Source organism: Streptomyces sp. NPDC054847, from assembly GCF_053610925.1.
On record NZ_JBSGZJ010000154.1, the window covers coordinates 1 to 14,449 of the forward strand.

Consider the following 14,449-nt stretch of genomic DNA (forward strand, 5'->3'; position numbering starts at 1 on the left):
GTACGCGATCAGCTTCCGATCGGTCAGTTGTGACCGAAGCGCTTCTGCCGGCCCTTGTGAGCCACGTCGGAAGGTGTGACCGCCTGCGCCCGCTGCTCGGCCTGGGCCTCCATCGAGGAGCTGCGCGCCTGCTGGGCGCCGCGCTCCGCGGGAGAAGCCTTGCTCTGAGTGCGTTCCTGCTTCTTGTTCTTGGCCATGGGATGCCTCCTGTGGGGGTTTAGGGGCCAGGGCCGCGACCAGACTCACATACCCGTAAAACCGCCGCATTTTGGATCATTGCGGACCGTAGTCGGCCCCGGTGGGCGGGTGCCCGGGCGCGATCCGCCACGCCGATGATCGAGTTCCGGACGTCAACCTTCCCGTGGTCGGGCAGACTCGAGAGAAACCCGCAACAATCCCGGATCTCGAAGCACCGTTGAGCTCCCGAAAGAGGGTGGAACGCGTGGACCGCTGCGTCGTCCTGGTGGACGCCGGCTATCTGCTGGGCGCCGCTGCCAGCCTTCTCGCCGGAGAGCCCGCACGATCGCGGATCACCGTCGACCACGCGTCCCTCATCCAGGGCCTGCGCGAACTCGCGGAAGCCGACACCCGGCAACCCCTGCTGCGGATCTACTGGTTCGACGGCGCTCCCGACCGTGTCCCGCAACCCGAGCACCGGCGGCTGCGGGTGATGCCCCGGGTGACCGTCCGGCTGGGCGCCCTGACCCGCAGCGACGGACGCTGGGCACAGAAGGGCGTCGACGCGGCGATGCACGCGGAGCTCACCGAACTCGCCAGGAACCGGGCCTGCTCCGACGTGGTCCTCGTGACCGGCGACGGCGACCTGCTGCCCGGCCTGATGTCCGCGAAGGAACACGGGGTCGCCGTCCACCTCTGGGCCGTGCAGGCCGCGGACGGCGACTACAACCAGTCCGAGGACCTCGTCGCGGAGGCCGACGAGCGCCGGGTGCTCGACCGGGCCTGGATCACCCGGGCCGTGCGCGCCAAGGAACTCACCGGCATCTGCGCTCCGCCGCCGGTTCCCCGGCCCGAGATCGCGGCGATCCTCTCCGCACCGCTGCCCGAGTCGGCACTCGCCGCCGCCGCGGAGCGCGCGGAGGACGCCGTACGCAACGGCACCAGGACCGCGCCGGCCGACGACGGCGCACAGCCCGCGCCCGCCCCGGCCGGCCCCAAGGGCGGCGTGCCCACCCCCAAGGACCTCGCCGGGCTGCGCGCCCCCGGCCAGCCCGCCGCCTCGAACCAGGCGCCCCACCCGCCGAACGCCACCCTGCGCTGGTCCTCAGACAGGGGCTGGATCGAACGGCCCGGCGGCGGAACGCTGGGCGAACCCCCGGAGACGGCCTCACTTCCCACCCTCGCCCAGCTCACCAGCGCCGAGCAGCGCTGGGCCGACCGCGAGGAGGACATCACCACCGTCGGCGGCGATCCCTTCGAGGTCGGCCAGGTCTTCGCGCGGCGCTGGATGGAACGGCTGCCGGAGAACGGCCACGTACAGAAGCTGTCCACGCTCTACCCCCGCATCCCGCACCGCATCGACGGCGAACTGCTGCGCTACGCGGCACGTTTCGGACTTCTCGCGCACAAGGACGACCAGATCGACGAGCACGACCGCTACGCGATCCGGGCCGGATTCTGGCGGGAGATCGACGTACGGACGGCCGCCGATCACGGCCCGGCGGGTGAGCAGCCGGGGCCCGAGGGCATCCGGGGCGGACGGACCCCGTAGTCTCGTACCTCGTGAGTACGGTGTGCGTGGTGCGGGATCTGGTCAAGACGTACCCCGCCGCGCGCGGCAGACGGGGCACGCCCGGGACACCCGAGGTGCGTGCCAGCGACGGAATCAGCCTCGAGGTGCGGCGCGGCGAGATCTTCGGGCTGCTCGGACCCAACGGCGCGGGCAAGTCGACCCTGGTGCGACAGCTCACCGGCCTGATGCGCCCCGACGCCGGCACGGTCCACGTCCTCGGCCACGACCTCGTACGCCACCCCGAGCGCGCCGCCCGTCTCATCGGCTACCTCGGCCAGGAGTCCACCGCGCTCGACGAGCTGACCGTCGCGCTCGCCGCCGAGACCACCGGGCGGCTGCGCGGACTGGCCGCACGCGAAGCGCGCGCGGAACGGGACGCCGTCCTCGAGGAACTGGGCCTCACCGGCCTCGCCGGCCGCCCCCTGAAGAAACTCTCCGGCGGACAGCGCAGACTCGCCTGCTTCGCGGCCACCCTGGTGGGCGAGCGGCCGGTCCTGGTGCTGGACGAACCCACCACCGGGATGGACCCGGTCGCACGGCGCGCCGTGTGGGCCGCGGTCGACCGGCGCCGCGCGGAGCACGGCGCGACGGTGCTCCTGGTCACCCACAACGTCATCGAGGCGGAGACCGTGCTCGACCGGGTCGCCGTCCTCGACCGCGGCCGGGTCATCGCCTGCGACAGCCCGTCCGGGCTGAAGGAACACGTCGCCGGCGAGGTACGGGTCGAGCTGGTGTGGCGCGAGCGCGCCCCGCTCGACGTGCCCGAGGTCGCCGCGCTGCGCGGCTCCGCGCAGGAATCGGGGCGGCGCTGGGTCCTCCGGCTCGCCCCGGAAGAGGCACGGGCGGCGGTCGCCGCGGTGACCGGCGGCGCGGCCTTCGCGGCGCTCGACGACTTCACCCTCGCCACCCCGAGCCTGGAGGACGTGTACTTGGCACTCGGGGGGAACGCGACGAAGGGGCTGGTCAAGGCGTGAGCATCGTGTCCGCCAAATCCGACGCGGCGGTGTCCGTGCGCCGGACGCCGGCGGAGGAGACGACCGCCGCGCCGCTCGCGCCGAGAGCGCGGCTGCTGCCGGCGCTGGCGGCCGTGTACCGGGCACAGCTGTCCCGGGCGCGGGTCGCCCGCATTCCTCTGCTGTTCGTGGCGACGTTCCAGTCCGTCGGGATCATGGTCCTGATGCGGGGCGTCGTCGACGGCGGCGCGGAGGCGCGCGCCGTCGTCGCGGGCGCGAGCGTGCTCGTCGTCGCCTTCGTGGCGCTCAACCTGCTCGCCCAGTACTTCGGCCAGCTGCGCGCCGGGGGCGGCCTCGACCACTACGCCACGCTGCCGGTGCCGCCCGCGGCCGTGGTGCTCGGCGCGGCGGGCGCGTACGCCTCCTTCACCGTGCCGGGGACGGTGGTGACGGCCGTCGCGGGAAGTGTGCTGTTCGAGCTGCCGCTGACGCATCTGTGGGTGCTCGCCGCCGTCATCCCGCTGTCGGGCGCGGCACTCGCCGGACTCGGTGCCGCCCTCGGCCTGCTGGCGCCCCGCCAGGAAATGGCCACGCTGCTCGGGCAGCTCGGCATGTCGGCGGCCCTGCTGCTCGGCGTCCTGCCGGCCGACCGGCTGCCGGAACCGGTCTCCTACGCGCGTGACCTGCTGCCGTCCACGTACGGGGTCGAGGCCATGGCCCGGACCTTCGACGCCCACCCGGACTGGCCCGCCGTCGCCCTCGACCTCGCGGTCTGCGCCGCGGTCGGTGTCGTCTCACTGGCGGTCGCGACGTGGGCCTACCGGCGGGCAGCGGTCCGGTGAGGCGTCACCCGGGCGGGCCTGGCACGATGGCGGTGTGACCGCACCTCTGACGCCGCCGCACCAGCCGCACGAGCCTTCCCGGGAAGACGACGCACGGCAGTCGCCGCCCACCGGACCGGGGCCGTCCTCGATGTACACGTACGACACGGCGAAGGACGAGGCCGAGTCGGCGGCGGAACTGCGGAAGGACCTGCGGGACTCCGCGCTGGTCCTGGTGGCCGTCACGCTCCTGGGCATCGCCCTGGGCTTCCTCTGGCTGTGGCTCGCGCCGCGGGTACCGCTGGTCTCCAACGACGAGGCGGTCTTCCTCAAGGACACCGAAGGCGAGGAGGCGATCGGCGCGGACGGCACGTTCCTGCTGCTGGGCGTCGGTCTCGGTGTGCTGACCGCGGTGGCCGTCTTCCTCTTCCGCAGGCGCGGAGGCATCGCCGTGGTGGTCGCCCTGGCGGTCGGCGCGGTGCTCGGCTCCCTGCTGGGCTGGGGCATCGGCGTATGGTTCGGACCCTCGCGGGACGTGGTCGAGCACGCGCGCCAGGTCGGCGAGGGGGTCACCTTCGACGCGTACCTGGACCTGCGGGCGAAGGGGGCGCTGCTGGCGTGGCCGGTGGCGGCGATGGTGGTGCACCTGGGGCTGACGGCGCTGTTCGGGCCGCGGGACCCGGAGCCGGACTGGCCGACGGGACCGACGGGGGCGGCTGCGCCCCGGCAGTGACGTTTCCCTCCGGGCGGCGGCGGTGGCCGCTGCGCGGAGCGTTTTCCCCTCCCCGCCCCTTCCCGAACCGGGGCCGGCCCCGGACCCCGTACCGCGCTCCGCGCGGTGCCCTCAAGCGCCGGGCGGGCTGGATTTCGCGGAGCGCGGTGGCGGGTCCGGGCGGAGCCCGGTTCGTGGGGCGGAGCCCCGAAAAGCGCTACGCGCGGGCGATCGGCGCCAGGGTCGCCGAGGTCAGGGACGTCAGGTCCGTCGGGGACAGTTCGACCTCCAGGCCGCGGCGCCCCGCCGACACGCAGATTGTCTCGTGCGCCGACGCCGACGCGTCCAGGACCGTGGGCAGCCGCTTGCGCTGGCCGAGGGGCGAGATGCCGCCGCGGACGTAGCCGGTGGTGCGTTCCGCCGCCGCCGGGTCCGCCATCGCCGCCCGCTTGCCGCCGACGGCCGACGCCAGCGCCTTCAGATCGAGCTGGCCCGCGACGGGGACGACCGCCACCGTCAGCGCGCCGTCCACGTCCGCGACGAGTGTCTTGAAGACCCGCTCGGGGGAGACGCCCAGCGCTTCCGCGGCCTCCTCGCCGTACGAGGGCGACGACGGGTCGTGGTCGTAGGCGTGCAGGGTGAACGGGGTGCCCGCCGCCGTGAGCGCGACCGTCGCCGGCGTACCGCCGGACTGCTGTTTCTTCGTCTTCTTCGTCGCGTTCTTCGCCAAGGCTGGTGTCCTCGCGTCAGTTGGGGCTGGTGGGCCGCCACGTCAGATCGACGGCGGGCAGCGACGGCAGGTGCCGCAGCATCGCCGTCTCCGCGCGCAGCAGTGTCAGTTCCTCGCGCAGCCGTGTCGCGGTGTCCGGCGCCTGGAGCAGCCGCTGCTTCGCGGGCGTGTCCAGCACCGCCGCCGCGGCGACGAGATAGGAGACGACAGACGGTTCGTCCGGCAGTTCCGCTCCCGTCGACAGCGAGCGCTCACGCGCGCCGGCCAGCCGCTTCTGGTAGCTGCGGAACGCCCGCAGCACGCCTTCCGCGAGGGCGGCGGCGCCGTCGCCCGGCTCCTCCGGGATCTCTTCGAGCTCCGCGGTGAGGAAGGGCCCGCTCGCGTCGACCGACAGCAGTTTGACGCGGGTCGTGCCGGTGGCGAGCACTTCGAAGCTGCCGTCACCGCGTTCGCGGACGGTCGCCGCGTCGGCGATGCAGCCCACCCGGTGGAAGGCCTGGATCGGGTCGGGGCCGAAGCCGGCGGCAGGTCCGCGTTCCACGACCGCGGTCGGGTCCGGCATGCCGGGTGAGGCGGGTGCGACCTCGCGGCCGTCGCGGATGGCGACCACGGCGAAGCGCCGGGGCTCCTCCTCGTCCGTCTTCAGCAGTTCGCGCATCATGGCGCGATAACGCTCCTCGAAAATGTTCAGTGGCAGCACAAGGCCCGGGAACAGAACCGAGTTCAGCGGGAAGAGCGGCAGACGAGCGGTGGTCACAGCGGTCAAGAGTAATGGTCGAGCAGGCGTGCCTGTCCTCCCCCTACAGCCTGGCGGCCGCGGGAGGCGCCCACCGTCGTCCACGCAGCGGCGTCGCCGACGCGACCTCGGTCCGTACGTCGTCCCTGGCCTGGAGGAACCGGCCGAGCGGGTCCTCGGTCACCGACGACCACGGGAACGAGGTCGCGTGCGGGCCGATCAGCCGGAACTGGTTCAGCGCCTCCTCCCAGCGCCCCCGTGCCACCAGCACGTAGGCCAGGAGGTTGCGGACCTCGGCCGGCCAGGGGTCGCCGGGCCCGTATCCGCGGGACAGCGTGATGGCGAGGTCCGCGGCCGCGTCGATCCGGTCGTCCTGCACCGATGTCCTGGCCTCACCGCCGAGCAGCTGGGCGAACGCCGCCCGTACCGGCAGGGCCTGCACCAGCGAGCCGGGGAGCGCGTCGGCGGCGGCCTGCTCCGCGAAGTCGAAGCACTCGCGGTGCGAGCCGTACCACTGGGCGGACAGATATTTGAGCGCCGCGACATGGCAGCCGTAGTGGTGCGAGGAGCGGCGGACGGCCTGTTCCCACAGCGCTTCGAAGGCCGTGTGCGTGGCGTGGGTGCCGCGCGCGTGGTCGAGCGCGATCCGCCAGGGCACGGGATCGCCGGGACCGGCGTGCGCCGCGGCGTCGATCAGCGGTCCCACCTCGCGCAGCTGTTCCTTGCGGGCGGGCGACTCCCAGGCCCTGCGGACCGCGAGCTCGGCCTTGACCACGAGGGCGTCGGCGTCTCGCGGGGCCGCGCCCAGCCAGTCGCCGAGCCATTCGTCCCGGTTCCTGGCGAATGCCGCGAGCCTGACGACGTACCGGTCGCGGTTCTCCCATTCGGCTGATTCCCGTGTGGTCGCCAGCAGCTTGGCGGCCGGTTCGTACTCCCCGACCGCGGCCGCGACCAGCGCCGGACCGAGTCGGTCGTCGGGGGCGTCGAGCAGTACCGCCTCGTCAGGGGCGAGGCAGTCGGTGAGCCGTGGCGTATGACGGATCATGCGCGCGGTACGGATCAGGGCGCGGATCAGTGACATGGTGCGGACCATTGAAAACGCGCAGGTGAACACCGCGCCAGAGGGCAGCTGTGAAGCTTTGGTGGCAACGGAATGGTTGTCCCGGCCGAAGTCAAGAGACGGTAAAGAAAGTGACTCAACCGCGACGTAGGAGACGGGAGGCGCCCGCCGCGACCGTGGTCGCGAGGATCCAGCCGAGCAGCACCAGAACGGCGGCCGCCCATTGCCATCCGCCCTGGAGCCGCCAGTGGCCGTCCTGGCCGAGATTGATCACCGGGATGAGCAGATCGAGGGCGTACAGCGCCGGGTTCCACTCGGGATGCTCGTCCGGCTTGATCGGCGGTGGGGCGACCTGGGCGAAGGCGATCGCGCCGGCCGCCCAGAGCACCGCCATCCACAGGGCCGCCCGGCCGGGCCGGTAGCCGTACGCCACCGTGAGGTCCTGGAGGTATCCCCACAGCTTCCCCGCCAGCGGCAGCGTCTCCCGGCGGCGGCGGTTCTTGGCCAGCAGTACCTCGCGGGCGTCCGCGTCCTCGCCGCTGTTGCGCAGGACGGTCGCCAGTCGCTCGTACGGCTCCGGTGAGTACTCGGGGGTCGCCGACGCCACCCACTCCAGCCGCCGGGAGAGCGGGAACTCCTCGTACGGCACCAGGTTCTCGTAGACGAAGCCGCCCATCGCGAGCCCGCCCGGGCCCGGCCAGCTCGCCGCCAGGTCGATCAGCGTCACGACCTTCGCGCCGTTCAGCACGACCCGCCCCTCCTCGGGGCGCTCCGCGTTGAACCGCAGCTCGGGGGTGGCGATCCTGCGCAGCGACAGCTCCTCGCGCGGGCTCAGCACGAACCGGGCCCGCTGGAGGTCGACCGCGTCGCCGAACCGCCCGTCGTCGAGCCGGACGCCGCCGTGGCACTCGAAGGGCTGAAGCCGGGAGCCGCGCGCCGGTGTGCCGTAGGCGGCGATGCCGAACGGGGGAGTGGCGCCCTGGTTGCCCGTGGTCACGCTCACCCAGGCGCCCGTCATGTACAGGGTGCGTTCCACGCTGAGCTGGGGGGCGTTGAGCGCGCGGCGCTCCGCCGCCGCCCGCAGTCGGCTGCCGCGCAGACTGAGCGAGACGCCCACCTTCGCGCCGCGCAGGCTGAACTCGCCGTAGGTCTCTATCAGTTCGGCCTGTAAGTCCTGGGCCACCGACAGGCCGTCCGCGGTGATCGCCCGGCCCCGGCGGTCCGGCCGCACATGGATCTGGTTGATCAGCAGGTCCGTGCCGATCTGGGCGTCCGTGAGCCGGATGCCGTGCTCGACGCGGCAGCGGGGCAGATGCAGATCGCCCTCCGTGCGCAGCCTGGCCGCTTCGATGCGCGGGATCGCGCAGCCGACCATGCGCACGGTCGTGAAGTGGGCCTCCGGCATCAGAAGTTCGTTCTCGAAGCGGCAGCCGTGCAGTTCCACGTACGGGGAGATGCTGCCGCCGGCCAGCTTGAGCGTGCCGGTGATCAGGACGCCGCGCAGTTTCAGCGCGCAGACCCGGCCCGGCCTCGCGGCGGGTCCGCTCAACAGCAGCCGGGCCACGGTCGACGCCCGGACGCTGCGCTCGGGACCCCAGGGCAGGGGGGAGAAGGGATCGTTCAGCAGGGGATCGGTGTCGCTGAGGTCGTACGTGCTTCCGTTTCTGAAGGCGTTCCACATGTGGAGCTCGGTCGGGCTCAGCCCGTCCGGGGGCCCGTCGTCCAGCGGCTCGGTCACTGCCGCTCCTCCGCTTCGTTGGCTCGTACAGCTGTTCTTCCCGCTGAGTGACGGCCTGAACGCTAGTGGTGATGGTCAACTTGTGGGGCCTGTATCAGCCACTGATACGGGAAACAAGCGTGGGATCCGGTCTGAGAGAATTGGTTCCGTGATCTCTCGAATCGATCTGCGCGGCGACGCCCTCCCCGAGGGTGGCGCTCTGCGCGACCTGCTGCCCCGTGCCGACTTCGACGTCGCGGCCGCCCTGGACAAGGTGCGGCCGATCTGCGAGGCCGTGCATCATCGCGGCGACGCGGCGCTGATCGACTTCGCCGAGAAATTCGACGGCGTGAAGCTCGACCAGGTACGGGTGCCCGTCGCGGCGCTGACCCGTGCCCTGGAGGAACTAGACCCGGCCGTGCGCGCGGCCCTGGAGGAGTCCATCCGCCGCGCCCGCCTCGTCCACCGCGCCCAGCGCCGCACGTCCCACACCACGCAGGTCGTGCCCGGCGGCTCGGTGACCGAGAAGTGGGTACCGGTGGACCGCGTGGGGCTGTACGCCCCCGGCGGCCGGTCGGTCTACCCGTCCTCCGTGATCATGAACGTCGTGCCCGCACAGGAGGCAGGCGTCGAGTCCATCGCGCTCGCCTCGCCCGCCCAGGCCGAGTTCAACGGCCTGCCGCACCCGACGATCCTCGCCGCGTGCGCACTGCTGGGCGTCGACGAGGTGTACGCCGCAGGCGGTGCCACGGCCGTCGCGATGTTCGCGTACGGCACCGAGTCCTGCCCGCCCGCGAACATGGTCACCGGCCCCGGCAACATCTGGGTCGCCGCCGCCAAGCGCTACTTCACCGGCCGGATCGGCATCGACGCCGAGGCCGGCCCGACCGAGATCGCCGTCCTCGCCGACGCGACCGCCGACCCTGTCCACGTCGCCGCCGACCTGATCAGCCAGGCCGAGCACGACCCGCTGGCCGCCGCCGTGCTGGTCACGGACTCGGAGGAGCTGGCGGCAGCGGTCGAGCGCGAGCTGGAGCCGCAGATCGCCGCGACCAAGCACGTCGAGGACCGGATCGTTCCCGCGCTCAGCGGCCGGCAGTCCGCGATCGTGCTCGTCTCCGACATCAAGGACGGCCTCGAGGTCGTCAACGCCTACGGCGCGGAGCACCTGGAGATCCAGACCGCCGACGCCGCCGCCCTCGCCGCCCGGGTCCGCAACGCGGGCGCCGTCTTCGTCGGCCCCTGGGCCCCGGTGTCCCTGGGTGACTACGCGGCGGGGTCCAACCACGTCCTGCCGACCGGCGGCTGCGCCTGCCACTCCTCCGGCCTGTCCGTGCAGTCCTTCCTGCGCGGCATCCACATCGTGGACTACACGCGGGACGCGCTCGCGGAGATCACGCACCACGTGGTGACGCTCGCCGAGGCCGAGGACCTGCCGGCACACGGCGCCGCCCTCAAGGCCCGCTTCGACTGGAAGGTGCCGGGCCAGTGACCGACATCGGCAGCACCCCCGTGTCCCCCTGGGACGAACTCCCCATCCGGGACGAGCTGCGCGGCAAGTCCCCCTACGGCGCTCCCCAGCTCGACGTCCCCGTCCGGCTGAACACCAACGAGAACCCGTACCCGCTGCCCGAGCCGCTCGTCGAGCGCATCGCCGAGCGGGTGCGCGACGCGGCCAGGGAGCTCAACCGCTACCCCGACAGGGACGCGGTCGAACTGCGCACCGAGCTGGCCCGCTACCTCACCCGTACGACCGGCCACGCGGTCGCCCGGGAGAACGTCTGGGCGGCCAACGGCTCCAACGAGGTCATCCAGCAGCTGCTGCAGGCTTTCGCCGGCCCCGGCCGGATCGCCATGGGCTTCGAGCCGTCGTACTCGATGCACGGCCTGATCTCCCGCGGCACCGGCACCGGCTGGATCTCCGGCCCGCGCGGCGACGACTTCACCATCGACCCCGCCACCGCCACCGCGGCCGTCGCCGAACACCGCCCGGACGTCGTGTTCATCACCTCGCCCAACAACCCCACGGGCACCGCGGTCGACGCCGCGACGGTCCTGGAGCTGTACGAGGCGGCACAGGCGGCGAAGCCTTCGATGGTCGTCGTCGACGAGGCGTACGTGGAATTCAGCCACCGGCCGTCGCTGTTGCCCCTCATCGAGGGCCGCCCCAACCTGGTGATCTCCCGCACCATGTCCAAGGCCTTCGGCGCCGCCGGACTGCGCCTCGGATACCTGGCCGCCCACCCCGCCGTGGTCGACGCCGTCCAGCTGGTGCGCCTGCCGTACCACCTGTCCGCCGTCACCCAGGCCACCGCCCTGGCCGCGCTGGAGCACACCGATACGCTGCTCGGGTACGTCGAGCAGCTGAAGACCGAGCGGGACCGCCTGGTCACGGAGTTGCGGGCCATCGGCTACGAGGTCACCGACTCCGACGCCAACTTCGTGCAGTTCGGCCGGTTCGACGGCGAGGACGGCGCGCACAAGGCGTGGCAGCGGATCCTCGACCGGGGCGTACTGGTCCGCGACAACGGCGTACCGGGACGGCTGCGGGTCACCGCGGGCACGCCCGAAGAGAACGACGCGTTCCTCGATGCGGTTCGCGCACTGAAGAAGGAGCAGCACTGATGAGCGGCCGCGTAGGACGGGTCGAGCGCACCACCAAGGAGACCTCGGTCGTCGTCGAGATCAACCTCGACGGCACCGGCAAGGTCGACGTCGCCACCGGCGTCGGCTTCTACGACCACATGCTCGACCAGCTCGGCCGCCACGGTCTGTTCGACCTCACCGTCAAGACCGACGGCGACCTGCACATCGACACGCACCACACCATCGAGGACACCGCCCTCGCGCTGGGCGCCGCCTTCAAGCAGGCCCTCGGCGACAAGGTCGGCATCTACCGCTTCGGCAACTGCACCGTGCCGCTGGACGAGTCGCTCGCCCAGGTCACCGTGGACCTGTCGGGCCGCCCGTACCTGGTGCACACCGAGCCCGAGAACATGGCGCCGATGATCGGCACGTACGACACGACGATGACCCGGCACATCTTCGAGTCCTTCGTCGCACAGGCGCAGATCGCGCTGCACATCCACGTCCCGTACGGGCGCAACGCCCACCACATCGTGGAGTGCCAGTTCAAGGCGCTCGCCCGCGCCCTGCGCTACGCCTCCGAGCGCGACCCCCGCGCGGCCGGCATCCTCCCGTCGACGAAGGGCGCCCTGTGACCGGCCTTTCGACCATCCTCATCGTCGTCGGGCTGTTCCTCGCCGGCGGTGCGTACTCGTTCTCCAAGCAGAAGATGCCCAAGGGCACCGTCGTGCTGCTCGCCGGAGCGTCCGCGATGTGCCTGATCGCGGGTGTCATGCGGATTCAGGGGATCTGGGAATGACCACAGCGACGCCACAGAAGAAGGTCGTCGTCTTCGACTACGGGTTCGGCAACGTCCGCTCCGCGGAGCGCGCGCTCGCCCGGGTCGGGGCCGACGTCGAAATCACCCGCGACTACGACAAGGCGATGAACGCCGACGGACTGCTCGTCCCCGGCGTCGGCGCCTTCTCCGCCTGCATGGACGGCCTCAAGCAGGCCCGCGGCGAATGGATCATCGACCGCAGGCTCTCCGGCGGACGCCCCGTCATGGGAATCTGCGTCGGTATGCAGATCCTGTTCGCCCGCGGGATCGAGCACGGCGTGGAGACCGAGGGTCTCGACGAGTGGCCCGGCACCGTCGGCCCGCTGAAGGCGCCGATCGTGCCCCACATGGGCTGGAACACCGTCGAGGCGCCCGCCGCCAGCCAGCTCTTCGCCGGCGTGGACGACGACGCCCGGTTCTACTTCGTGCACTCCTACGCGGTGCGCGAGTGGGAGCTGGAGGTCACCAACCCGGCCATCCGCGCGCCCCAGGTCACCTGGGCCACGCACGGTGAGCCCTTCGTCGCCGCCGTCGAGAACGGCGCCCTGTGGGCCACCCAGTTCCACCCCGAGAAGTCCGGCGACGCCGGCGCCCAGCTGCTGACCAACTGGATCGAGACCCTCTGATGCCGAAGCTTGAACTCCTTCCCGCAGTCGACGTCCGCGACGGCCAGGCCGTCCGTCTCGTCCATGGCGAGTCCGGCACCGAGACGTCGTACGGCTCCCCCCTCGAGGCGGCCCTCACCTGGCAGCGCGCCGGCGCCGAGTGGCTCCACCTCGTCGACCTCGACGCCGCCTTCGGCACCGGCGACAACCGGGCGCTGATCGCCGAGGTCGCCGGAGCCATGGACATCAAGGTCGAGCTGTCCGGCGGCATCCGCGACGACGCCTCCCTCGAGGCCGCCCTCGCCACCGGCTGCCGCCGCGTCAACCTGGGCACCGCGGCCCTGGAGACCCCCGAGTGGGTCGCCAAGGTCATCGCCGAGCACGGCGACAAGATCGCCGTCGGTCTGGACGTCCGCGGCACGACGCTGCGCGGCCGTGGCTGGACCCGCGACGGAGGCGACCTCTACGAGACCCTCGCCCGCCTCGACTCCGAGGGCTGCGCCCGTTACGTCGTCACCGACATCGCCAAGGACGGCACCCTCCAGGGCCCCAACCTGGAGCTGCTGAAGAACGTCTGCGCGGCGACCGACAAGCCGGTCGTCGCCTCCGGCGGCGTCTCCTCGCTCGACGACCTGCGGGCCATCGCCTCCCTGGTCCCCGAAGGCGTCGAGGGCGCCATCGTCGGCAAGGCGCTGTACGCCAAGGCCTTCACCCTGGAAGAGGCCCTCGCGGCGGTGTCCGCATGACCGCAGGTCCCCCTTCCGGCTCCGGCCCGGTGCGCCGGGTCGGCTCCGGCGGCCCCTGGGAAGAGGCCTTCGGCTACTCCCGTGCCGTGGAACTGCCGAACGGCCTCGTCCTGGTCTCCGGCTGCACGTCGGTCCGCGACGGCGAGATAGCCGCGGGCAGCCCGTACGAGCAGACGGTCACCGCGTTCGGCGTGGCGATCGACGCGTTGAAGCAGCTCGGGCTCGGCGCCGGTGACGTCGTACGCACCCGCATGTACATCACGCACGCCCGCGACGTCGAAGACATCGGGCGCGCCCACAAGGAGATCTTCGGCGAGGTCCGGCCGGCCGCGTCGATGCTCGTGGTCTCCGGCTTCGTCGATCCCTCGCTGGTCGTCGAGGTCGAGGTCGAGGCGTACCGGCCGACCGGAACCGATGGAGGTGCCGCATGACCCTCGCGGTACGGGTGATCCCCTGCCTGGACGTCGACAACGGCCGGGTGGTCAAGGGCGTCAACTTCCAGAACCTGCGCGACGCGGGCGACCCCGTCGAGATGGCGAAGCTGTACGACGCCGAGGGCGCCGACGAGTTGACCTTCCTCGACATCACCGCCTCTTCCGGTAACCGGGAGACCACCTACGACGTGGTGCGCCGCACCGCGGAGCAGGTGTTCATCCCGCTCACCGTCGGCGGCGGCGTGCGCAGCGCGGAGGACGTCGACAAGCTGCTGCGGGCAGGCGCCGACAAGGTCGGCGTCAACACGGCGGCGATCGCGCGGCCGGAGCTGATCCGCGAGATCGCCGAGCGGTTCGGCCGCCAGGTGCTGGTGCTCTCCGTCGACGCACGGCGCACCGCGGACGGCACGTTCGAGGTGACGACGCACGGCGGCCGCAAGGGCACCGGCATGGACGCCGTCGAATGGGCGCACCAGGCCGCCGAGTTGGGCGCCGGGGAGATCCTGCTCAACTCCATGGACGCCGACGGCACCAAGGACGGCTACGACACCGAGATGATCGCCGCCGTGCGGAGGCACGTCACGGTCCCGGTGATCGCCTCCGGCGGAGCGGGCCGGCTCGCCGACTTCCCGCCGGCGATCGACGCGGGCGCGGACGCGGTGCTCGCCGCGTCCGTGTTCCACTTCGGCGATCTGCGGATCTCTCAGGTGAAGGACTCGCTGCGCGAGGCGGGCCACCCGGTCCGCTGAGACGCCGCAGCCCGAAGGGGCCGGCAGGAC

The 14,449-nt window shown here is 72.2% G+C and carries 17 protein-coding genes; 12 read left to right on the top strand and 5 right to left on the bottom strand.

What is annotated here, in order from left to right; translation table 11 throughout:
• Window positions 1–23: 23 nt before the first annotated feature.
• On the bottom strand, window positions 24–197 hold the full coding sequence (locus ACWGH4_RS17420) for a hypothetical protein (protein ID WP_182327616.1): 174 nt from the start codon (window positions 195–197) through the stop codon (window positions 24–26).
• Between the two features lie 236 nt (window positions 198–433).
• Between ACWGH4_RS17420 and ACWGH4_RS17425 the strand changes: the two genes are divergently transcribed.
• The 4 genes from ACWGH4_RS17425 to ACWGH4_RS17440 are packed head-to-tail and all read left to right on the top strand — an operon-like array spanning window position 434 to window position 4,257.
• Window positions 434–1,729, top strand: coding sequence for an NYN domain-containing protein (locus ACWGH4_RS17425; protein ID WP_453461392.1), 1,296 nt, complete (start codon window positions 434–436; stop codon window positions 1,727–1,729).
• 29 nt (window positions 1,730–1,758) lie between these two features.
• Window positions 1,759–2,724 (top strand): ABC transporter ATP-binding protein, encoded by a 966-nt coding sequence (locus ACWGH4_RS17430; RefSeq protein WP_356624748.1) that lies wholly within the window; start codon window positions 1,759–1,761, stop codon window positions 2,722–2,724.
• 5 nt (window positions 2,725–2,729) lie between these two features.
• The gene (locus ACWGH4_RS17435) at window positions 2,730–3,545 is read left to right on the top strand and encodes an ABC transporter permease (RefSeq protein ID WP_441264465.1); all 816 of its coding nucleotides are present in this window, start codon (window positions 2,730–2,732) and stop codon (window positions 3,543–3,545) included.
• A 34-nt stretch (window positions 3,546–3,579) separates the two neighbouring features.
• The gene (locus ACWGH4_RS17440; RefSeq protein WP_453461395.1) at window positions 3,580–4,257 is read left to right on the top strand and encodes an ABC transporter permease; all 678 of its coding nucleotides are present in this window, start codon (window positions 3,580–3,582) and stop codon (window positions 4,255–4,257) included.
• A gap of 196 nt (window positions 4,258–4,453) precedes the next feature.
• Here the strand turns inward: ACWGH4_RS17440 and ybaK are convergent, their stop codons facing one another.
• From ybaK to ACWGH4_RS17460, 4 genes are all read right to left on the bottom strand, one after another.
• A complete protein-coding gene (ybaK, locus tag ACWGH4_RS17445) occupies window positions 4,454–4,966 on the bottom strand; it encodes a Cys-tRNA(Pro) deacylase (RefSeq protein ID WP_441264322.1) in 513 nt (170 codons plus the stop codon).
• Between the two features lie 16 nt (window positions 4,967–4,982).
• Window positions 4,983–5,723: an LON peptidase substrate-binding domain-containing protein gene (locus ACWGH4_RS17450; RefSeq protein ID WP_453461399.1), complete on the bottom strand. Its 741-nt coding sequence runs from the start codon at window positions 5,721–5,723 to the stop codon at window positions 4,983–4,985.
• A gap of 43 nt (window positions 5,724–5,766) precedes the next feature.
• Window positions 5,767–6,795: a hypothetical protein gene (locus tag ACWGH4_RS17455; RefSeq protein ID WP_453461402.1), complete on the bottom strand. Its 1,029-nt coding sequence runs from the start codon at window positions 6,793–6,795 to the stop codon at window positions 5,767–5,769.
• Window positions 6,796–6,898: 103 nt separating this feature from the next.
• Entirely contained in the window at window positions 6,899–8,500 is a 1,602-nt protein-coding gene (locus ACWGH4_RS17460; RefSeq protein ID WP_453461405.1) for an oxidoreductase, read from the bottom strand.
• Window positions 8,501–8,648: 148 nt separating this feature from the next.
• On the opposite strand from ACWGH4_RS17460, the gene hisD reads away from it, so the two are divergent.
• Genes hisD through hisF form a run of 8 tightly spaced genes read left to right on the top strand, consistent with a single transcriptional unit; the run spans window position 8,649 to window position 14,419 of the window.
• Entirely contained in the window at window positions 8,649–9,971 is a 1,323-nt protein-coding gene (hisD, locus tag ACWGH4_RS17465) for a histidinol dehydrogenase (protein WP_453461408.1), read from the top strand.
• A complete protein-coding gene (locus ACWGH4_RS17470; RefSeq protein ID WP_441264327.1) occupies window positions 9,968–11,104 on the top strand; it encodes a histidinol-phosphate transaminase in 1,137 nt (378 codons plus the stop codon). The genes hisD and ACWGH4_RS17470 overlap by 4 nt, the downstream gene beginning before the upstream one ends.
• Window positions 11,104–11,700 carry an imidazoleglycerol-phosphate dehydratase HisB gene (hisB, locus tag ACWGH4_RS17475; protein ID WP_005318751.1) on the top strand — a complete coding sequence of 199 codons (597 nt, stop codon included), beginning with the start codon at window positions 11,104–11,106 and terminating at the stop codon, window positions 11,698–11,700. The genes ACWGH4_RS17470 and hisB overlap by 1 nt, the downstream gene beginning before the upstream one ends.
• Entirely contained in the window at window positions 11,697–11,864 is a 168-nt protein-coding gene (locus ACWGH4_RS17480; protein ID WP_167306871.1) for a hypothetical protein, read from the top strand. The genes hisB and ACWGH4_RS17480 overlap by 4 nt, the downstream gene beginning before the upstream one ends.
• Complete coding sequence (hisH, locus tag ACWGH4_RS17485) at window positions 11,861–12,511, top strand: imidazole glycerol phosphate synthase subunit HisH (protein ID WP_441264328.1); 651 nt, start codon at window positions 11,861–11,863, stop codon at window positions 12,509–12,511. The genes ACWGH4_RS17480 and hisH overlap by 4 nt, the downstream gene beginning before the upstream one ends.
• Window positions 12,511–13,236, top strand: a complete 726-nt coding sequence (gene priA, locus ACWGH4_RS17490; RefSeq protein WP_005318757.1) for a bifunctional 1-(5-phosphoribosyl)-5-((5-phosphoribosylamino)methylideneamino)imidazole-4-carboxamide isomerase/phosphoribosylanthranilate isomerase PriA — start codon at window positions 12,511–12,513, stop codon at window positions 13,234–13,236. Before hisH ends, priA begins: the two co-directional genes overlap by 1 nt.
• A complete protein-coding gene (locus ACWGH4_RS17495; RefSeq protein ID WP_441264329.1) occupies window positions 13,233–13,667 on the top strand; it encodes a RidA family protein in 435 nt (144 codons plus the stop codon). Before priA ends, ACWGH4_RS17495 begins: the two co-directional genes overlap by 4 nt.
• Complete coding sequence (hisF, locus tag ACWGH4_RS17500; RefSeq protein ID WP_441264330.1) at window positions 13,664–14,419, top strand: imidazole glycerol phosphate synthase subunit HisF; 756 nt, start codon at window positions 13,664–13,666, stop codon at window positions 14,417–14,419. Before ACWGH4_RS17495 ends, hisF begins: the two co-directional genes overlap by 4 nt.
• Window positions 14,420–14,449: the final 30 nt, after the last annotated feature.

Excerpts from the sequence above, each read along its gene's own strand:
- ACWGH4_RS17495 (WP_441264329.1), top strand. The coding sequence starts at position 13,233 with ATGACCGCAGGTCCCCCTTCCGGCTCCGGCCCGGTGCGCCGGGTCGGC.
- hisH (WP_441264328.1), top strand. The coding sequence starts at position 11,861 with ATGACCACAGCGACGCCACAGAAGAAGGTCGTCGTCTTCGACTACGGG.
- ACWGH4_RS17420 (WP_182327616.1), bottom strand. The coding sequence starts at position 197 with ATGGCCAAGAACAAGAAGCAGGAACGCACTCAGAGCAAGGCTTCTCCC.
- ACWGH4_RS17455 (WP_453461402.1), bottom strand. The coding sequence starts at position 6,795 with ATGGTCCGCACCATGTCACTGATCCGCGCCCTGATCCGTACCGCGCGC.
- priA (WP_005318757.1), top strand. The coding sequence starts at position 12,511 with ATGCCGAAGCTTGAACTCCTTCCCGCAGTCGACGTCCGCGACGGCCAG.
- hisF (WP_441264330.1), top strand. The coding sequence starts at position 13,664 with ATGACCCTCGCGGTACGGGTGATCCCCTGCCTGGACGTCGACAACGGC.
- hisB (WP_005318751.1), top strand. The coding sequence starts at position 11,104 with ATGAGCGGCCGCGTAGGACGGGTCGAGCGCACCACCAAGGAGACCTCG.